This window comes from Alcaligenes sp. 1735tsa3, assembly GCF_024134565.1.
GTDB lineage: Bacteria > Pseudomonadota > Gammaproteobacteria > Burkholderiales > Burkholderiaceae_B > Alcaligenes > Alcaligenes phenolicus.
The window spans coordinates 3,940,615-3,958,995 of the sequence record NZ_CP099862.1 but is presented as its reverse complement, the minus strand read 5'-3'; the positions used below and the strand labels follow the sequence as shown (position 1 = coordinate 3,958,995).

Below are 18,381 nucleotides of genomic sequence, written 5' to 3'. Positions count from 1 at the left end.
GGGCGCTACACTATCGCCTTGGCCACGGTGGCCGTAGAGCGATTCATTCATGTCTGACCTTTCCCCGCCCCTGTTCGAGAAACTGTGCTGTCCTTTGGACGGCTTGCCGCTCTCGTTTGAGGCTCCCAGCTGGCGCTGCCCCTCGGGCCATTGTTTCGATACGGCCAGCCAGGGCTATATCAATCTGCTTCCTGTACAAAACAAGCGTTCACGCGATCCGGGCGACAGCAAGGAAATGGTGGCGGCGCGGCGTCGTTATCTGGAGTCCGGGGTGTACGAGCCTATCGCCGCTGGCGTGTGGCGTGCCTTGATGGATGGCCTGGAAGGGGAGGCGCCTTATGCCTGCCTGGATGCGGGCTGTGGCGAAGGCTATTACCCGCGCTATTTGCGTCAGCAGGATCAGGAAGGGCAGTTGGCCCTGATTGGTCTGGATATTTCCAAGTGGGCTGTCATGGCGGCGGCGCGTAGTTCCTCGGACATACGTTGGCTGGTGGGTAGCAATGCACAATTGCCCGTGCCAGATGGTGCTTTGGATGCCTTGCTGTGCATGTTTGGTTTTGCCGTGCCCGAGGAGTTCTTGCGTGCGCTGAAGCCGGGCGGTATCTGGGTGCAGGTTGAAGCGGGCCCAGACCATTTGCTGGAGCTGCGCCGCATTATTTATCCGACCTTGAAAGCCGACAAGGACGAGACTCCGCAGTCCCCGGTCGGTTTCAGTCTGGAAGCTGTTGAACGTGTTCGTTGTCAGATCAGCCTTGATTCACAAGAGAAAATTGCCGATCTGCTCTTGATGACGCCGCATTTGTTCCGAGCCAGCGCGCAAGGGCTGGAGCAGGCTCGCCAATTGACGAGCCTGGATCTTCAGGTGGATGTGCGTATCAAGGTCTTGCGCCGTCTTTAAGCTGATCTGCTCTGAGCGTCGCTGGCGGCCGGATCACAAATTTCTACGCGGTTGCGTCCATTGCGCTTGGCCTTGTAAAGCGCTTCGTCCGCCAGTTTCAACACTGTGCTGTGTTCTCGGGCATGCAAGGGCCAGTGCGCCAACCCAATGGAAATCGTAATGGGTGAGCCAGTTGGGCTATTGGTTTCGCTGATCAAAATGCGCAGGCGCTCGGCCAGTTGCACGGCCTGGTCTACATCCTGATCGGGCAGAAAAATACAGAACTCTTCACCCCCGACTCGACAGATCAGATCGGTATCGCGGGTACAGGCCCGCATGGTGTCGGCCAGAAAGCTCAGCACCAGATCGCCCACATCGTGCCCGTAGGTGTCGTTCACGCGCTTGAAGTGGTCAATATCCACCGTCAGCACGGAAAAGGGCGTGTCCGTTTCCTTCCATTGCTGTAGCACAACAGCCATGCCCCGGCGGTTGTTCAGGCCGGTCAGCGGGTCGGTATTGCGCTCCACATCCATGACGCCCATTTTGCGATTAACACGTTTCAAGCCCAGCAACATGGCCAGCTTGATCTGGCGGGACTCAAAATACCAGGCATGAACTTGTTCGATGCGCGAGCTGGCCTTGGCTGAATCCAGATGCGGAGCCTGGCGAGCCAGTTGTCGCAAGGGTTTGGCGATCAGCATGGCCAACATCCAGATCAGGATCTGCACGGCCAGGAAAAAGGGGATGGAATTGCGCAGTACTTTGCCCAGCAGGACCGTTAATTCATCCAGCACCACTTTGGTGGGGCTTTGCACCACGACTCCCCATTTCACATCGTTGCTGGGCGCGAAACCGGCCAGCATGTCTACGCCCTTCACGTTGCGCAGGGACAGAGCGTCACTCTCGCCCTGGCTGACAGCGTCAATGGCCGGGTTGCCGTGTATGACTTCGCCAATCCGGGCGACGTCACGGTGAAAAATCAGCCGTTTGTGCTGGTCAACTACATAAATGTAAGAACCATCACGGTAAAAGTGCTCGCCCAGCAAGGCGTTCAGGCTATTGGGCTCGTGCAGGTAGATGGAACCACCTACCAGGCCTTTGTAATTGCCTTCTGCATCAAAAATCGGGTGGGACAGGAAGATCAGCAAGCGCCCGGTGGCGGACAGATAGGGTGGGCTGACCACGGGTTTCCGGGTTTTCAGTGCCAGTTGCGTGCCTTCCCCCCGCAGTGTCGTGCCAAGCAGGTTGAGCTGTTGGGGAGCATTGGCCAGAACCCGGCCCTCGGTATTCAGAATCAAAACCGAGTTAAAGCTGTTGTTTTGTTCTTTCAGGCGTCTGACTTCGTCACGTAGCATGGGCTCGTTGCCCTGATTCAGGGAACGGGAGAGTTCGTTGGCGCTATAACGAAGTTGCTGTTGCAAATTGGCGATGAAGGCATCGGTGCTGCTGGCCAGTTTCAGCGCGTAGGCGCGGTTCTTTTCCAGAGCTTGCTCGATCAGCAAGGAACGCTCCGCTGAATAGGCTCCATACAAGGTGTAGCCCATGGTCAGCAGACTGCTGGCAGTAGCCAGCAAGAGAATCAGCCGGCGCAGATCAACAAAAAACATGAGGATGGGCGAACGCTCGAAGTAAAGGGAGGGGCGGGGGAGGCCGAACAGACGGGCGTAAGACGCCTAAAACATTATACGTAAAGAATGTTTCCGAGTTTGAGGAGGTGTGACCTAAGGCCACAGGAAGGACGTCGCGCAGGGCAGGGGATTACGCCAGAGTGTAAGATGTGGAATGGTCTAGACCAATAGACAGTTACCACATGTGTATCGCTGGCTGGGTAGATTGGATGGTATCGGCCGGCACTTTTCCATGGAGATCCCGATATGAAAAGCGTAGATAGTTTTAAGGCTTTGCACCAGTTGGATGTCGGCGGGCAGTCCTACGACTACTATCGGTTAGATGCGGTTCGTGGAGATGGCCTGGATGTTGCCAGCCTGCCTTATGGCTTGAAGATCCTGCTGGAAAACTTGCTGCGCACCGAAGATGGTGGCGATGTCACCGCCGATGATATTCGCGCCCTGGCCGCCTGGGACCCTGCTGCCGAGCCCGATCGTGAAATCGCCTTTACTCCCGCACGCGTTGTGTTGCAGGACTTTACCGGCGTGCCAGCCGTTGTGGACCTGGCCGCCATGCGTGAAGCCATGCAGGCCTTGGGTGGTGATCCGCAAAAAATCAACCCCCTGGCACCGGTAGAGCTGGTTATCGACCACTCGGTGATCGTGGACGACTTTGGCAAGCCCAGCTCGTTTGAACGCAACGTGGAAATCGAATACGAGCGCAATATGGAGCGCTATCAGTTCCTACGCTGGGGCCAAAGTGCTTTTGATAACTTCAAGGTCGTGCCACCGGGCACCGGTATTGTTCACCAGGTGAACCTGGAACATTTGGCCCGCGTGGTCTTTACGCGCGACGAACAAGGCCGTCAGCTGGCGTATCCCGATACCTGTGTGGGCACGGACTCGCACACGCCTATGGTGAACGGTCTGGGCGTGGTGGCCTGGGGCGTAGGCGGTATCGAGGCCGAAGCCGCCATGCTGGGCCAGCCCATTTCCATGCTGATCCCTCGCGTTGTGGGTTTCAAGCTGACCGGTCAAATGCCTGAAGGCACCACCGCGACCGACCTGGTGCTGACGATTACCGATATGCTGCGTCAGCATGGGGTGGTCGGCAAGTTTGTAGAGTTCTACGGCCCCGGCGTCAGCGCTGTGCCTTTGGCCAATCGTGCCACTATTGGCAATATGAGCCCTGAATACGGCTCCACCATCTCCATGTTCCCGATTGACGAGGAAACCCTGCGTTATATGGAGCTGACGGGCCGCAGCAAAGAGCAGATCGAACTGGTGCGCGCCTACGCCAAGGCCCAGGGCCTGTGGCACGATCCTCAGCACGAGCCTCGTTACTCCGAGCGCCTGGAGCTGGATCTGTCCACCGTCGTGCCTTCGATTGCTGGTCCCAAGCGTCCTCAGGACCGTATTGCCTTGTCTTCCTCCAAACCGGCATTCCGTACCGCTGTGCGCGACTTGCTGGGCGACGACGTAGCGACCTACGATGAGGCCGTGGAAGAAAGTTTCCCCGCGTCGGACGTGCCTTCGCATAAGCCGCCAGCACCCCGTAAAGCTGCTGTGAAATTCACCTTGGCCGACGGTAGCCAGTGTGAGCTGGATCACGGTTCAGTGGTGATTGCCGCCATTACCTCGTGTACCAATACCTCCAACCCCAGCGTCATGATGGCCGCCGGTCTGTTGGCCAAGAAAGCCGTGGAAAAGGGCTTGAGCCGCAAGCCTTGGGTGAAAACCAGTCTGGCCCCCGGATCGCGCGTGGTCACGGACTACTACCAGCGTGCAGGCCTGACTTCCTATCTGGACAAGCTCGGTTTTGATCTGGTTGGCTATGGGTGCACTACATGTATTGGTAACTCTGGCCCCTTGATTCCAGAGGTCAGCCAGGCCATTAACCAGAACGATCTGGCCGTGGTGTCCACGCTGTCCGGTAACCGCAACTTCGAGGGTCGTATTCACCCCGAAGTGAAGATGAACTACCTGATGTCGCCACCGCTGGTGGTCGCCTACGCCTTGGCGGGCACCATGGATATTGACCTGTACCACGAGCCTTTGGGGCAGGGCAGCGATGGCAAGGATGTATTCCTGAAAGACATCTGGCCGTCTGCTGCTGAAGTACAGGACGTGATCAGCAAGGCGATTGCCTCGGATATGTACCGTGATGGTTATGCCGATGTGTTCGCCGGTGACGAGCGCTGGCGCTCTCTGCCTACCCCCAAAGGGGATCGTTTCGAGTGGCAGGATGATTCCACCTACGTGCGCAAACCGCCTTACTTCATTGACCTGAAGCGCGATCCAAGCCCTGTCTCGGACATTCGTGGTGCTCGCGTGCTGGCCAAGCTGGGTGATTCGGTGACAACCGACCACATCAGCCCCGCCGGTTCGATTGCGCGTACCTCGCCTGCGGCAACGTACTTGATGGATCACGACGTCAAACCGCAGGATTTCAACTCCTACGGCTCGCGTCGCGGTAACCATGAAGTCATGATTCGCGGCACTTTCGCTAACGTGCGTCTGCGCAACCAATTGGCTCCGGGTACAGAAGGCGGCTATACACGCGACTTCACGCAAGATGGCGCACCAGTAGCCACGATTTACGATGCCTCGCGCAATTACTTGAATGCCGCTGTCCCGCTGGTGATTCTGGCCGGCAAGGAATACGGTTCGGGTTCTTCGCGTGACTGGGCGGCCAAAGGCACGGTGCTCCTGGGCGTGCGTGCAGTCATTGCCGAGTCCTACGAGCGTATTCACCGCAGCAACCTGCTGGGCATGGGCGTGATGCCTTTGCAGTTCCCGGCTGGCCAGAACGCCGAAACCTTGGGCCTGGCGGGGGATGAAGTCTTTGATATCGAAGGCATTACCGCCCTGAATCAGGACAAGATTCCCGAGAAGGTCAAAGTGCGTGCGGGCGATATCGAGTTCGAGGCTCTGGTCCGAATTGATACGCCTAGCGAAGCGCATTACTACCGTCACGGCGGTATCATGCAGTACGTTTTGCGGGGCTTGTTGAAAGCGTAAGCCCGGCAGCAGGTCAAGGCGTGTGCATGCACGCCCAACAGTGCGTCAGTTGTGCCCTGTGCAACTGGCGCACTGGTGTGTTTGAAGGGCCGGCACGGTTGCCGGCTCTTTGTTTGGATAAAGAAAAATGGCAAATACCCAAGAAGCGTCTTGGTCTGAACTCCTGTCTGGCCGTAATGGCTTGCGCTCACTGGCCTTGGCCGGGGGCGTGGCCGTTCATGCGATCAACGTGTACGTGGCGACCACGATTCTGCCCTCGGTGGTGGAGGATATCGGCGGGCTGGAGTACTACGCCTGGAATACCACGCTATTTGTGGTGGCCTCGATTCTGGGCTCGGCCCTGTCGCCACAAGTTCTGGAAAAACTGGGTCTGCGTCACAGCTTCTTGATGTCCTTGCTGTTCTTTGCCATTGGCACGACCCTGTGCGCGGCAGCGCCTTCCATGCCTTTCCTGCTCTTTGCCCGCACGATTCAAGGTTTGGGCGGCGGCTTGCTGCTGGGCCTGAGCTATTCTTCGATCCGGCTGGTATTTGAAGAGCGACTTTGGCCGCGCGTCATGGCCTTGGTATCCAGTATGTGGGGTGTGGCAACCTTGTCGGGTCCGGCGATTGGTGGGGTATTTGCCCAGATGGGACAGTGGCGTCTGGCCTTCTGGAGTGTCCTGCCATGTGCCGCTTTGCTGGCGATTCTGGTCTGGACGCAATTGCGCGATGCGCGTGCGCCTGAAACTCGTAAATCTGGTTCCACTTTGGGCAAGGTATTGCTGCTGACCGCTTCTGTGCTGGTCATGTCCGCAGGTAGCCTGTCTACTTCCTGGATGATCAATCTGGCCGGTGTGCTGGGCGGGGCGATTCTGGTTTATTTGATGGCGCGTGTCGACAGCAAGTCCACCAGTCGCCTGTTTCCGCAGGGCACTTACTCCATCAGCACGGCCTTGGGCAGTCTGTATGCCGGTATTGGTCTGGTCAGCGTGGCCGTGGCAACGGAAATTTTCATTCCCTATTTCCTGCAGATCATCCACCACATGAGCCCGCTGAAAGCAGGCTACCTGACGGCCTTGATGTCAGGCGGCTGGACCCTGGGCTCTATTGCCAGCTCCAGCCGGGGGCTGAAAACCGGGGATCGTATGATTATTGCCGGGCCTGTGCTCTCGGGCTTGTCATTGGCTGCCTTGGGCGTCTTTATCCCGTGGGTAGGCTTGAGTGAGGGCACAGACTATTCCTGGGCCTTGTACCTGTCTTTATTGGGAGTCGGAGTGGGGATTGGTTTGGCCTGGCCGCATTTGCTGACGCGGGTATTTCATTCCGCGCCCAAGGGGCAGGAGAATATTGCCTCGGCCGCCATTACCACCTTGCAGTTGTTCACGATGGCATTGGGTGCGGCCTTGGCAGGAATCATTACGACAGCCTCGGGCTTTGTGGACCCCGGTGGGGTGCAGGGCGCACGCCAGTCGGCGCAGGCTCTGCTGTGGTTGTTCGCCCTGGCGCCCCTTCTTGCAGCCTTCTTGTCCGGGCCTGCGCGTCGGGTGCGCCCCAAGGCTTAGACCTGGACGGTGCTTTTGGGCAGGCGGAACAGCTCTGGATCCGGGCCAAGACGGCCGTCGGCCTGATCCAGGCTGGCAATGGCGGCCATATCGGCTTCGCTTAGCTCAAAGCTGAAAATGTCCATATTGTCGCGCTGGCGCTCGGGGGAGTTGGACTTGGTAATCACCATATTACCCAGCTGAATCTGCCAGCGCAGCATGATTTGCGCCACGGAACGGCCATGTTCCTTGGCAATCTTGTTCAACACCGGGTTGTCCCACAGCGTGCCCAATCCCAGCGGGCTCCAGGCTTGCGTCTGGATGGCGTGGTCTTCGTGGTAATGGCGCGATTCAGCCTGCTGAAAGCCGGGGTGCAGCTCGATCTGGTTCAGTACGGGCAACACACCTGTCTTGTCCAGCAAGGTTTGCAGGTGCTGGGGCAGGAAGTTGCACACCCCAATCGACTTCACACGACCTTCATTGCGCAGATTGATCAGCGTTTCCCAAGTCTGGATGTACTGGCGGTTCTTGGGCACGGGCCAGTGAATCAGGTACAGATCCACATAATCCAGCTGCAGCTTGTCCATGCTTTCTTCAAAGCCTGCACGGGTATTGTCGTGGCCATGCATGTCATTCCACAGCTTGGTGGTCACAAACAGCTCTTCGCGTGGCACCTTGGACTGACGAATCCCTTGGCCCACCTCGGCCTCGTTACCGTAGATGGCGGCGGTATCGATCAGGCGGTAGCCTGCTTCGATGCCACTGCACACCACATCGGCCGTTTGCTCGGCAGGTACCTGCCACACGCCCATGCCCAGTTGTGGCGCACGGTTATCGTCGTGGAAGGTGATTGTTGGGGGGGTAGTCGACATAGGTCTCTCCTCGGTTGAGTGCACGGCAAAACAGCCAGGACATGGCTGATGAAACCACCGCGCATTGGGAACGATCGGGCTCTAGAGTACAGGCGGTGTCAAAGCAAAAGTCCTTAAAAGGACCTGAATCCGCATGGGATGGACACGCGAAGCTTGTACGTAGGCAGGAAATTAGCTTATTGTTTTTTGTCCTGCGGCGATTATAGAGGCGTCGACTGGATTTTTTCTTAAGATGTTGCAATCTGCATCATTCATAATCCCATATAAGCTTTAGCTCTATGGGATTCCAGCTGGAGTAAGTATGAGCGTACATACCACGCAGGTCCGCGTTAGCGTACCCGCCTTGATCGCCTGCAAGGGCAAACAAAAAATTGCTTCATTAACAGCCTACATCGCGCCTATCGCACGTATGCTGGACGAGCACCTGGATATGATTCTGGTGGGCGATTCGACCGCTATGGTGGGCTATGCCATGCCCGATACCTTAAGCATTACGGTCGATATGATGGCGGCCCATGCTGCTGCCGTGGTGCGTGCGACTCAACATGCTTGTATTGTCGTGGATATGCCGTTTGGCAGCTATCAGGAATCACCCCAGCAGGCATTTGCCAATGCATCGCGTATGCTCGCCATCAGCGGTGCCCAATCGGTGAAGCTGGAGGGCGGTCAGGCCATGGCTGAAACCACGCGCTTCCTGGTCGAGCGCGGTGTGCCCGTGCTGGCACACGTGGGTTTGATGCCCCAGTACGTCAACACCATGGGCGGTTACAAGGCTCAAGGCATGACAGATGCGGCTGCCCAACGTGTGCTGGAAGACGCGGTGGCTCACGCACAGGCGGGTGCCTGGGGTGTGGTGCTGGAAGGGGTGGCAGAAGGTCTGGGCCGCCGTATTACTGAAACCATCGCTATTCCGACCATCGGTATCGGTGCGTCTCCCGCATGTGATGGCCAGGTTCTGGTGACGGAAGACATTCTGGGTCTGACCAATGGCAAGATCCCCAAATTCGCCAAACCCTACGCGGATGTGGGTGCCTTGATCTCCCAGGCAGCCGGTCAATACGCGGCTGAAGTGCGTGATGGTTCTTTCCCCACGCTGGATCAATGTTTCGGTGTGAAACGCTAGTCCGGCTAACTATTCCGCATTAGAATATTCCGTGTTGATAAATGCGGCATTCACATAGAACGACATGGAAATTCGCCAATTAGAAGCCTTTGCAGCGGTGATGTCTGCTGGCAGTGTTACCGCTGCTGGCAGACTGCTGGACCGCTCTCAGCCAGTGGTTAGCCGCCAGATCCAGGAGCTGGAACAGGAACTGGGCTTCAGGCTTTTTACCCGCACCCGTCCGCAGGTCACCTTGACTGAACAAGGGCGCGAGTTCTATCTGGAAGCCCGGCCCGTGCTGATGAATCTGGAGGTGCTGCAAAGCCGCGCTCTGGAAATCGCCCGTGGGGGCCTGCGACCTCTGCGCATTGTGACTACTCACGCCTTGGCGATTGGCTTGGTGCCGCAAGCGCTGGGCATCATGGAGCAGCACGATCCGGCCTTCAAGCAAAAGCTGATTATTGATACGGTAAAGCCGGAAGAAGTGGTGCAAGCCATTGACGAAGGACGGGCCGATCTGGCGGTGACCAGTTTGCCGCTGGACATTGATGGCTGCACCTTGCATTGGTCAGGTCAAAGCCCCTGCCTGCTGGGCATGGCCGTCAATCATCCCCTGGCCAAACAGGAACTGGTGCGTCTCAGTGATATTCAGGGTACCCCCCTGATTTCTATCCAGAACCGCCACCGCTTGCGTCATACCCTGGCAACCGCCTTGCTGCGCGCCAGTCCGGAAGCCCCGGAAGATATCCGTCATATCGAGGTTGCCTCGTCGTTGGAGGGCCTGGTTCTGGCCAGCCAAGGGGTAGGAGTGTCCTTGATTGACCCCTTTACCGCCCACGGCTTGCCACTGCCCAACGTCGTGCTGCGCCCGATTGATATCCACGTGCCTTATATGGTCGGTGTGGTGTCCTTGCGATCCCGCGAACTGCGTCCCGATGCGCAGCGCCTGGTCGAAGCCATGCGGCAGTATGTGCTGCAATTCATCCCGCGCTTTGTGCTGGGGGACGACACCGGCTTGCCAAGTACGCAAGACCCGTTTGACTCGCTGTAATCAACACGCTTGTTGATCAAGGCTTGGGCGGCTTGGCTGGATGCTTGTCCGCCTCTGCAGGCCTTAGGGAATCATCGCGTACGCCAGAACTTCCAGCTTCATGCCCGGCTCCACCAAGGCTGCAACGCCAACACTGGCGCGGTTGGGGAAGGGCGCGGAGAAAAACTCTCTGTACACCTTGTCGATGCTGTCCATGTCGGCAACATCGGTCATGTAGATCAGCACTTGGGTGACATTTTCCAGGCTGCCCCCGGCCGCTTGCGTGGCCCGTTGCAGATTGGCAAAGGTCAGGCGAGCTTGCTGCTCGATGCTTCCCGTATCAATGCTGCCGTCCGGCCGCACAGGTCCGTTCACCGTAAACAGCATTTCCCCCTTGGCTTTGACGGCCCAGGAAAACGCTTGCTTCAGGGGTGGCAGTCCGACGTCGACAACTTGTTTCATCACTTGCTCCGAGTAGGGGTGACCGGCAAGGACGCAAAGAGCGCGTGCGTGGCATCGCCCAAGCGGGTGTTGGGACGAACCTGGTCAAGAATGACATCGAAGTGGTTGCGTGCTGGCATTTCGATGGGGGGCAGATACCGGACACCCAATGCATTAAGCGCATCGGCAAAAACCTGACTCTGGCGTTTGAACTCCGAGGTTTCGATTTCTCCCCAGCTGATGATGGCGGGCGGAAAGCCCGTCAGATCAAGCAGTTGGGGGCTGATCGCTTGTGCGCTCGCCGTGTCCAGAGACAGTGCCTCATTGATGCTGGTGCCAATCAGGGGCTGCAGGTCGTAAATGCCTGAAACGAGTACGGCCGCTGCGGGTGCCCCTACGGGTAAATCGGCATCATCTTTCCATCCACGCAAGCAGCACATGGCCGCCAGATGCGCGCCGGCAGAACTGCCGGAAACGACGATGCGTTGCGGGTCAAAGCCCAGTTCTTCGCCATGTTGATGCAGCCAGCGCAGAGCCTGGCGGCACTCCAGCACCATGTCGTGGACAGAGGCTTGCGGTGCCAAGGTGTAATCAATGGCGGCAAAGGCAATGCCGCCCTCGGTGCAGTCCGGGGCCGAGAATAAAGAGGAAGCCTTGGAAAGCTCCTGCCAGTAGCCGCCATGAATAAACAGCAGCAGCGGCGGGAGGGATTCCGAGTTGCGGGGTGCAGGTAAAAAGAGGTCAAGCTTATGCGCGGCGGCATTGCCATAGGCAAGCTCGGCATGCCGAGCTCCGCTTTGCAAAGCTGCTGCGCTAAGTGTGGCGTAGTCCTCGATGTAGGGTGCGTAGTTCCCGCCTATACAGGAGCTGGGCGAGTATTCACGTTCGCGCTCCTGCGCGGAGAGTAAGTCATGTGGAGCCTGCATTACAGCGCGGTCCGAACAGTCCAGATCTCGGGGAACAGCACCACATCGAGCATCTTGCGCAGGTAGCTGACGCCGCCTGTGCCGCCCGTGCCGCGTTTGAAGCCGATGACGCGCTCAACAGTCGTGACATGGCGGAAACGCCAAAGACGGAAGGCGTCCTCAATGTCGGTCAGCTTCTCGCCCAGCTGGTATAGATCCCAGTGTGCATGCGGGTCACGGTAGACCTCCAACCATGCAGCTTCCACCTCGGGGCTGGCTTCGTAGGGCTGTGTCCAGTCACGGTCCAGGTGATCGGCGGGAATGGCAAAGCCCTGGCGGGCCAGCAGGCGCAGCGACTCGTCATAGAGCGAAGGGGCACGGTACGCCTTGTCGACCATCTGGAGCAGGTCTGGCCTATGGGCATGGGGCTTGAGCATGGCCGCATTCTTGTTGCCCAGAGCAAATTCAATGCAGCGATACTGCGCGCTTTGAAAACCGCTGGAGCTGGCCAGATAAGGGCGCATCGCCGTGTATTCCGGCGGGGTCATGGTCGAGAGCACGGTCCAGGCACTGACCAACTGCTCCATGATGCGCGAGACCCGCGCCATCATCTTGAAGGTGTCGGCGTAGCGGTCGGCTGCGATGGCTGCAGTGGCGGCGGTCACTTCATGCAGCATCAGTTTCATCCAGAGTTCGCTGGTCTGGTGCTGGATGATGAACAGCATTTCGTCGTGGGCAGGCGAGAGCGGGTGTTGAGCGCCCAGCACCTCGTCCAGGTGCAAGTAGTCGCCATAGCTCATGGATTGGCTGAAATCCAATTGCGCTTTTTCTTCCGAAACAATGCGCTCTGTCTCGCTGATTCCCTTGTCAGCCGATGCTTTGGAAGCATTCATTTGTTCTGTTCCCGGTACGTTAATAATGATCTGCGCGACCTGTGGAACAGGTCGCGTGGGTCGATAGAAAATCAAAGTCGCGTTGCGCGCCGAGGGGAGTTTGCAATGCATCTTGCCCGAAGGTCTCCATCAGCGGCAGGATGCGGTCACCTGAGTAGGCGGGCATAGGGGTAAAGCGGAAATGGGTCTGTGGTTTCATAATTTCATCCCACTTAAATTTATGCGTTGATCTTATGGATTTAAGGGTCTTGCGCCAAGCTGTTTTTTATAGAAGCATAACTTTTTCTGAAAAACTTAAAAAACGGGTTTTTTTATGCAAATAGAACTGGATCAGGTGGATGGCAGTTTGCTCGCCGAGCTGCAAGGAAACGCCCGGCTGACAACAAGCGAGCTGGCGCAAAAAGTGGGTATATCGCAGTCGCCTTGCTGGCGCCGGATTCGACGCATGGAAGAAGCCGGGCTTATTTCAGGCTACCACGCCCGGCTGGATCGGCGTGGCCTGGGTTATGGCGTGGTGGCCTTTGTCAGCATCAGTGTGGACTTTCAAAATGAAGAGCGTTCGGTGCAATTTGTGGAGGCCGTGCGCGATATTCCGGAGGTGGTGATGTGCCACGGCATTGCCGGTCCGGCGGATTTTTTGCTGATGGTCGTGGCCAAGGATCTGGACAGCTATTCGGAATTGTTGCAACGAAAATTACATCGTTTACCCGGTGTTCGGCAAGCGCAGACCAGTTTTTCCTTGCAGGAATTCAAGGGCCTTAACGCACTGCCAATCCCAGCAATGGCCGGCCCTGCAGCCTGATCAAGTGCTCTGCAAAAGCTGATGCGCGGCTCGCTCACAAAGCGTGTCGAGTTGCTCATCACGAATCAGGTGGCTAAGGGTTAGCTCTGATTTGTTGTCGTAGAAGTCCGTCCTTAGAATTGATCAAAAATCACAAATCTTTGCTCGAATTCACGTTGTGACGGAATTTAATGAAACATTCAGATGCTGCAAGCACAAGCGCTCCGCTCGAAGCTTTTCAACCCATCGTTCGGCAATCCGTCAACGAAGCGGTCTATCAAGCCCTACGTAACAAGCTGATGCACGGTGAGTACCGTGCGGGCCAAGTGCTTGGCATTCAGTACCTGGCCGATGCGCTGGGTACCAGCACCATGCCCGTGCGCGAAGCACTGCGCCGTCTGGTGGCACAGCAGGGGCTGGAGCCTTTGCCTAACGGCACTACCCGTGTTCCGTTGATCACCAAAGCCTGCCTGAGCGATATTCGCCGCGCCCGTGTTTTGATCGAAGGCACCGTCACCGAATGGGCGGGGCCTTTCCTGACTCCGTCCGTGCTGGATCAGCTGGAACAACTGGCGCAAGAAATCACCCAAGAGCGCCGCACGCCCAAAGGCGTGGCCAGCAGTCTGGAAAAAAATCGGATCTTTCATTTCACGATTTACGGAGCCGCTCAGTCTCCCGTCATGCTCGCCATGATCGAGAGCCTGTGGCTGCAGTCGGGCGCTTACTTGCGTGAAACCCGCGAGCAGCTGCATAACGAAGACTCTGCCGATCACCTGCACGAATCCACCGTCAAAGCGCTGCGCGCGGGCAATTTTGCCCAGGCGCGCCAATACATTCAGGAAGATGTTTCCTGGATCTTTGATCGCTTGGACCTGGCCGATTAAGTCGATCTCTCAACTACTCATCACCACCAAAGACCATGCTAAAAAAACATAGATCAAAAGCAGTGACCGAGGGCGTGACTCGCACCCCACACCGAGCCTTTCTGCGTGCAACAGGCCTGGACGATGATGATCTGGACCGTTCGATGGTCGCCATCATTGGAACCGCCGGAGACAACACACCCTGTTCCAAATCGCTGGGTCCACAAGCAGACAGCGTACGCCTGGGTGTAGCCCAAGGTGGTGGCGTACCCGTCATGATGAACACGATTTCCGTGTCCGATGGCACCTCCATGAACCACGCTGGCATGCGCATGAGCCTGGTCTCGCGCGAGATGATTGCCGACAGCATGGAAATAGCCGTGCGTGGCCATGCCTATGACGCTCTGGTCGGTTTGGGCGGTTGCGACAAGACGCTGCCCGGCACCCTGATGGCCATGGCGCGCCTCAATGTCCCTTCGGTTTTCATTTACGGTGGCTCCATGTTGCCGGGCTACTCGCCCGATGGCACTGAAAACACGGTGCTGACTGCCATTGAGGGTGTGGGTCGTTATCAGACTGGGGCGATTTCCCTGGAGCAACTGCACGGTATTGAGCGCACCTGTGCCATGACCGTGGGCTCCTGTCCGGGCCAGTTCACCGCCAATACCATGGGTATGGTGGCAGAGGCTTTGGGCATGTCCTTCCTGGGTTCGTCGACCACCCCGGCGGTTTACAGCCAGCGGCACGCACTGGCTCGCCGAGCCGGTCGCCGCGTGATGGAGATTCTGGAAAACGGTGGTCCTTTGCCGCGTGATCTCATCACCCGCAAGAGTCTGGAAAATGCCGCAGCGGCTGTTGCAGCGACTGGCGGCTCGACCAACGTGGCCTTGCATATCCCTGCCATTGCGCACGAAGTGGGCATTCGTTTCACCATGGACGATCTGGCCGAAGTGTTCAACCGCACGCCGCTGATTGCCGACCTGCAGCCTGGCGGCCGTTATCTGGCTCGCGATCTGGACGTGATTGGCGGGGTGCCTGTAGTGCTCAAGGCACTGTTGAAAAGCGGCCACCTGCACGGCGATGTATTGACCATTACCGGCGAAACCTTGGCCGAAGCCCTGGAGAGCTTCCCCGATGTGGATGGCCGTATCGTGCGTAGCAGCGATCAGCCCATCCATGCGTCGGGCGGTCTGGTCGTGCTCAAGGGCAATCTGTGCCCCGATGGCGCCTTGCTGAAGATTGCCGGCTTGAAGTCTCTGGTTTTTGAAGGCCGTGCTCGCGTCTTTGAAACCGAGGAAGATTGCATGGCCGTGGTATCCAAGCAGGCCTACGAGACTGGCGATGTACTGATCATCCGCAACGAAGGACCCAAAGGCGGCCCCGGCATGCGCGAGATGTTAAGCGTTACTGCGGCTATTTACGGCCATGGCAATGGCGAGAAAGTAGCACTGCTGACCGATGGCCGTTTCTCCGGCGCGACACGTGGCATGTGTATTGGCTATGCCAGCCCCGAGGCGGCAGCCGGTGGGAACATCGGCTTGGTGCGCGACGGCGACCGTATCACCATCGATGCCACGCAAAGCAGCATGCAGCTGCATGTGTCCGACGAGGAGCTGGCTGCACGCAGAGAGCAATGGAAACCCTTCGTACGAGATCGTTTGGCTGGCGCGCTGGAGAAGTACGCACGCCTGGTTGGACCGACCAATGAAGGGGCAGTGACTCATTCGGGTGCTGCCGAGTGGCCGCAAGAGCAGCTTGAGGACGTATAAGATGAAACTCGGTTTTTGCGGTTTGGGATTGATGGGTGCTGCCATGGTGCAGCGCCTGCTGAAAGCGGGTCACGAGGTCAAAGTCTGGAATCGCTCCAGGGAAAAGGCCGAGCCGCTGGCAGCGCTCGGTGCGCAGATTGTGGGCACGCCACGTGAAGCGGCTGAAGGCACAGACGGCGTCTTGTTATGCCTGTTTGATGCCAAGGCTGCCGAGGCTGTGGTGTTTGGCGCGGACGGGATTGCTCAGGCAGCGGGCCTTAAATGGCTGGTGGATCACTCCAGTATCGACCCCGAGGCCACACGCAAATTGGCCGCCCGTTTGGTGGAGAGCTGCGGCGCTGACTGGATTGATGCCCCGGTGTCTGGCGGTATTCCCGGCGTGGAGGCCGGTACCCTGGCCATCATGACGGGCGGTAGTGAAACCCATATGGCTGAAGCCGAGGCCGCCATGCGCGCTTATGCCGGCAATATTACGCATATGGGGCCTTCCGGTACCGGGCAGGCGACCAAGCTGTGCAACCAGGCCATTGTGGCGACCTCGATTGCGGCACTGGCCGAAGCCATTGGCTTTGCCCACCGCAATAACATCAATGTGGACAAGCTGGCCCCGGCGCTGGCGGGCGGCTGGGCGGACTCCAAGCCTTTGCAGATCTTTGCCCCGCGCATGATAGAAGCCCAAGCGAAAAGCATCGGTGCGCTGTCCACCATGCTCAAGGATATCGACACCTTGATCGCCAATGCTCAACACAGCGGTGCGCCTATGCCGGTTGCGGCCAGCGTGCAGCAAATGTTGCGCGTGGCAAGCGCCATGGGTTTGGGTCAGGCCGAAGTGTCTGCCTTGGTCAGCGTTGTGCTGCCTGAGCAGCGTGACGCCTTCCTTCGCCAGATAGACGCATAAGACAGGCGGCCCCATGCAACTATCCGCTAATCTCAGCTGGTTGTATCGGCATCTGGACTGGAGCGAACGTTTTGAGGCTGCAGCGGCTGACGGTTTTCAGGGCGTCGAGATTTTACTGCCCTATGACTATGCACCCGACTGGTACGCCAGTCAGTTGCAATCCGCCAAGCTGGAACTGACACTGATCAATACGCCGATAGGCGAGGAGCAGGGCCGTTTGGGCTGGGCGGCCATTCCCGGCGCACAAGCTCAGTTTCAGGAAGCCTTTGATCGCGCCCGTGCTGTGGCACAGGCTACCGGCTGCCGCCGTATTCATGTGATGGCGGGTGACGTCAGCCCTTTTGCACAGCAAGACTGTCGGGCCGCACTGCTCAGTAATCTGGAACAGGCTTTGGCCCTGGCTGAAGCGGATGATCTGGTGCTGACGCTGGAGGCGCTCAACCGCAGCGATATGGCCGGGTACTTCTATTATTTGCCCGAGCAGGTCATTGAGGTGCTCCAGCATTTCAACTCCCCGCGCCTGCGTCTGCAGTTTGATTACTACCACTGCGTCAAAGAAAGTCTGGATGTCCCGTCCAGCGTGGCAGTCTGTGCTCCCTGGATTGGCTATGTGCAGATCGCGGGTGCCGATGGTCGTTACGAGCCTGATCTTGCACAGCATGATTTGCTGGCAGGCGTAGCCGCTTTGCCCGCCTTGGCTTACGACAGCTGGCTGGGTTGCGAGTATCAGCCTCGCGGCTTGCCTTCAGAAGGTTTGGCTTGGTGCCAGCCCTTGCGTGATCGTGGTGTGCTGGCTGCGCCACGTCAGCGTGATGCTGCTTGCATGCAGGCTGCCGGGAGATAAGCCATGAAGCACGTCTTGATTACCGGCGCCAACGGCTACATCGGTCAAGCGCTTGCTCGTGCGGCGGCCAAACTGCTTGCGGCTAATGAGATTCAAAGCCTGACGCTGACGGATTTGGCTTTTGAAGAGCAAGGCTATCCCCACCTGCCTGGACTGCGTTGCATTAGTGGTGACTTGTCCGATAAAGCCGTGCTGGGGGCGGTGCTAACGCCAGCACCCGACACGGTTTTCCATCTGGCCTCGGTGACCAGTCGGCTGGCTGAAGAGAATTTTGCACTGGGTTTGCGCGTCAATATAGACGGCACGATAGGCTTGTTTGAGCATCTGCGACAGCAAGGCCAGTGTCCCGTTGTGGTGTATGCCAGCAGTATCGGTGTCTTTGGTACGCCACTGCCCCAGCAGGTGGATGACAACACGCCCGTCGCACCCACTTTAAGTTACGGAACGCAGAAGCGGATGGTGGAACTGCTGCTTGCCGATTACAGCCGCCGGGGTTTTCTGGATGGCCGCTCGGTTCGTTTGCCTACTGTGGTTGCCCGCCCCATGACTGCTGAAACGGCCTTGTCTTCATTTGCCAGCTCTTTGATCCATGCCTTGGCTGCTGGAAGCACTTACGAGTGCCCCATCGGCCCGCAAGGCTGGATCTGGCTGCTTTCCTTGCCCGCCTGTGTGCAGCACCTTCTGACAACAGCGAGCCTGGAAGCCGCTCGCTTGCCCGCTGGTCGGGTGTGGAATCTTCCCGCCCAGCGTCTTCAGGTGGCAGACCTGGTACAGGCTGCCAAATCCCGCTATGGCCGGGGGGCCGATGCGGGATTGAGCTTTCAGTCCAACCCTCAGTTTGACCAGCAGTTTGCCCAGTGGCCGCCTTTGACAACGGCAATCGCCACGCAGTTGGGTATGCATCATGACGGCGATGCCGAAACCTTGATTGAGCAGGCCCTTGTCTCCTGACGGGC

At 58.0% G+C, this 18,381-nt stretch carries 17 protein-coding genes; 11 read left to right on the top strand and 6 right to left on the bottom strand.

Translation table 11 applies throughout. From position 1 onward, the window contains the following. Positions 1-49 precede the first annotated feature (49 nt). Positions 50-898, top strand: a complete 849-nt coding sequence (locus NIZ92_RS18240; RefSeq protein ID WP_254002409.1) for a putative RNA methyltransferase — start codon at positions 50-52, stop codon at positions 896-898. Here the strand turns inward: NIZ92_RS18240 and NIZ92_RS18235 are convergent. Then, entirely contained in the window at positions 895-2,484 is a 1,590-nt protein-coding gene (locus NIZ92_RS18235) for a diguanylate cyclase (RefSeq protein WP_035269803.1), read from the bottom strand. The genes NIZ92_RS18240 and NIZ92_RS18235 overlap by 4 nt on opposite strands. Positions 2,485-2,751: 267 nt before the next feature. On the opposite strand from NIZ92_RS18235, the gene acnA reads away from it, so the two are divergent. Then, positions 2,752-5,505 (top strand): aconitate hydratase AcnA, encoded by a 2,754-nt coding sequence (acnA, locus tag NIZ92_RS18230; protein WP_115634553.1) that lies wholly within the window; start codon positions 2,752-2,754, stop codon positions 5,503-5,505. 127 nt (positions 5,506-5,632) lie between these two features. After that, positions 5,633-7,048, top strand: a complete 1,416-nt coding sequence (locus NIZ92_RS18225) for an MFS transporter (RefSeq protein ID WP_203145349.1) — start codon at positions 5,633-5,635, stop codon at positions 7,046-7,048. Here NIZ92_RS18225 and NIZ92_RS18220 read toward each other — a convergent pair. Next, positions 7,045-7,899, bottom strand: a complete 855-nt coding sequence (locus NIZ92_RS18220) for an aldo/keto reductase (RefSeq protein ID WP_254002408.1) — start codon at positions 7,897-7,899, stop codon at positions 7,045-7,047. The genes NIZ92_RS18225 and NIZ92_RS18220 overlap by 4 nt on opposite strands. 301 nt (positions 7,900-8,200) lie before the next feature. On the opposite strand from NIZ92_RS18220, the gene panB reads away from it, so the two are divergent. Both panB and NIZ92_RS18210 read left to right on the top strand, forming a co-directional pair. Further along, positions 8,201-9,022 carry a 3-methyl-2-oxobutanoate hydroxymethyltransferase gene (panB, locus tag NIZ92_RS18215; protein WP_009456821.1) on the top strand — a complete coding sequence of 274 codons (822 nt, stop codon included), beginning with the start codon at positions 8,201-8,203 and terminating at the stop codon, positions 9,020-9,022. Between the two features lie 64 nt (positions 9,023-9,086). Next, on the top strand, positions 9,087-10,052 hold the full coding sequence (locus NIZ92_RS18210; protein WP_009456820.1) for a LysR family transcriptional regulator: 966 nt from the start codon (positions 9,087-9,089) through the stop codon (positions 10,050-10,052). 63 nt (positions 10,053-10,115) lie between these two features. On the opposite strand, the gene NIZ92_RS18205 is transcribed toward NIZ92_RS18210, so the two are convergent. Genes NIZ92_RS18205 through NIZ92_RS18190 form a run of 4 tightly spaced genes read right to left on the bottom strand, consistent with a single transcriptional unit; the run spans position 10,116 to position 12,469 of the window. Then, positions 10,116-10,493, bottom strand: coding sequence for a RidA family protein (locus tag NIZ92_RS18205; RefSeq protein ID WP_035269810.1), 378 nt, complete (start codon positions 10,491-10,493; stop codon positions 10,116-10,118). Continuing rightward, complete coding sequence (locus NIZ92_RS18200; protein WP_254002407.1) at positions 10,493-11,398, bottom strand: alpha/beta hydrolase; 906 nt, start codon at positions 11,396-11,398, stop codon at positions 10,493-10,495. Before NIZ92_RS18200 ends, NIZ92_RS18205 begins: the two co-directional genes overlap by 1 nt. Continuing rightward, on the bottom strand, positions 11,398-12,270 hold the full coding sequence (kynA, locus tag NIZ92_RS18195; RefSeq protein ID WP_021447253.1) for a tryptophan 2,3-dioxygenase: 873 nt from the start codon (positions 12,268-12,270) through the stop codon (positions 11,398-11,400). The genes NIZ92_RS18200 and kynA overlap by 1 nt, the downstream gene beginning before the upstream one ends. A gap of 19 nt (positions 12,271-12,289) precedes the next feature. Beyond that, complete coding sequence (locus tag NIZ92_RS18190; RefSeq protein WP_254002406.1) at positions 12,290-12,469, bottom strand: hypothetical protein; 180 nt, start codon at positions 12,467-12,469, stop codon at positions 12,290-12,292. A 114-nt stretch (positions 12,470-12,583) separates the two neighbouring features. On the opposite strand from NIZ92_RS18190, the gene NIZ92_RS18185 reads away from it, so the two are divergent. From NIZ92_RS18185 to NIZ92_RS18160, 6 genes are all read left to right on the top strand, one after another. Beyond that, on the top strand, positions 12,584-13,072 hold the full coding sequence (locus tag NIZ92_RS18185; protein ID WP_035269814.1) for an Lrp/AsnC family transcriptional regulator: 489 nt from the start codon (positions 12,584-12,586) through the stop codon (positions 13,070-13,072). A 170-nt stretch (positions 13,073-13,242) separates the two neighbouring features. Continuing rightward, positions 13,243-13,935 (top strand): GntR family transcriptional regulator, encoded by a 693-nt coding sequence (locus tag NIZ92_RS18180; protein ID WP_009455428.1) that lies wholly within the window; start codon positions 13,243-13,245, stop codon positions 13,933-13,935. Between the two features lie 35 nt (positions 13,936-13,970). After that, positions 13,971-15,683: a dihydroxy-acid dehydratase gene (gene ilvD, locus NIZ92_RS18175; protein WP_031232959.1), complete on the top strand. Its 1,713-nt coding sequence runs from the start codon at positions 13,971-13,973 to the stop codon at positions 15,681-15,683. Position 15,684: 1 nt separating this feature from the next. Continuing rightward, positions 15,685-16,581: an NAD(P)-dependent oxidoreductase gene (locus NIZ92_RS18170; RefSeq protein WP_203145351.1), complete on the top strand. Its 897-nt coding sequence runs from the start codon at positions 15,685-15,687 to the stop codon at positions 16,579-16,581. A gap of 13 nt (positions 16,582-16,594) precedes the next feature. Then, positions 16,595-17,425, top strand: coding sequence for a hydroxypyruvate isomerase family protein (locus tag NIZ92_RS18165; protein WP_254002405.1), 831 nt, complete (start codon positions 16,595-16,597; stop codon positions 17,423-17,425). Between the two features lie 3 nt (positions 17,426-17,428). After that, positions 17,429-18,376 carry an NAD-dependent epimerase/dehydratase family protein gene (locus tag NIZ92_RS18160; protein WP_254002404.1) on the top strand — a complete coding sequence of 316 codons (948 nt, stop codon included), beginning with the start codon at positions 17,429-17,431 and terminating at the stop codon, positions 18,374-18,376. The last annotated feature ends 5 nt before the right edge of the window (positions 18,377-18,381 follow it).

Excerpts from the sequence above, each read along its gene's own strand:
- NIZ92_RS18240 (WP_254002409.1), top strand. The coding sequence starts at position 50 with ATGTCTGACCTTTCCCCGCCCCTGTTCGAGAAACTGTGCTGTCCTTTG.
- NIZ92_RS18235 (WP_035269803.1), bottom strand. The coding sequence starts at position 2,484 with ATGTTTTTTGTTGATCTGCGCCGGCTGATTCTCTTGCTGGCTACTGCC.
- acnA (WP_115634553.1), top strand. The coding sequence starts at position 2,752 with ATGAAAAGCGTAGATAGTTTTAAGGCTTTGCACCAGTTGGATGTCGGC.
- NIZ92_RS18225 (WP_203145349.1), top strand. The coding sequence starts at position 5,633 with ATGGCAAATACCCAAGAAGCGTCTTGGTCTGAACTCCTGTCTGGCCGT.
- NIZ92_RS18220 (WP_254002408.1), bottom strand. The coding sequence starts at position 7,899 with ATGTCGACTACCCCCCCAACAATCACCTTCCACGACGATAACCGTGCG.
- panB (WP_009456821.1), top strand. The coding sequence starts at position 8,201 with ATGAGCGTACATACCACGCAGGTCCGCGTTAGCGTACCCGCCTTGATC.
- NIZ92_RS18210 (WP_009456820.1), top strand. The coding sequence starts at position 9,087 with ATGGAAATTCGCCAATTAGAAGCCTTTGCAGCGGTGATGTCTGCTGGC.
- NIZ92_RS18205 (WP_035269810.1), bottom strand. The coding sequence starts at position 10,493 with ATGAAACAAGTTGTCGACGTCGGACTGCCACCCCTGAAGCAAGCGTTT.
- NIZ92_RS18200 (WP_254002407.1), bottom strand. The coding sequence starts at position 11,398 with ATGCAGGCTCCACATGACTTACTCTCCGCGCAGGAGCGCGAACGTGAA.
- kynA (WP_021447253.1), bottom strand. The coding sequence starts at position 12,270 with ATGAATGCTTCCAAAGCATCGGCTGACAAGGGAATCAGCGAGACAGAG.
- NIZ92_RS18190 (WP_254002406.1), bottom strand. The coding sequence starts at position 12,469 with ATGAAACCACAGACCCATTTCCGCTTTACCCCTATGCCCGCCTACTCA.
- NIZ92_RS18185 (WP_035269814.1), top strand. The coding sequence starts at position 12,584 with ATGCAAATAGAACTGGATCAGGTGGATGGCAGTTTGCTCGCCGAGCTG.
- NIZ92_RS18180 (WP_009455428.1), top strand. The coding sequence starts at position 13,243 with ATGAAACATTCAGATGCTGCAAGCACAAGCGCTCCGCTCGAAGCTTTT.
- ilvD (WP_031232959.1), top strand. The coding sequence starts at position 13,971 with ATGCTAAAAAAACATAGATCAAAAGCAGTGACCGAGGGCGTGACTCGC.
- NIZ92_RS18170 (WP_203145351.1), top strand. The coding sequence starts at position 15,685 with ATGAAACTCGGTTTTTGCGGTTTGGGATTGATGGGTGCTGCCATGGTG.
- NIZ92_RS18165 (WP_254002405.1), top strand. The coding sequence starts at position 16,595 with ATGCAACTATCCGCTAATCTCAGCTGGTTGTATCGGCATCTGGACTGG.
- NIZ92_RS18160 (WP_254002404.1), top strand. The coding sequence starts at position 17,429 with ATGAAGCACGTCTTGATTACCGGCGCCAACGGCTACATCGGTCAAGCG.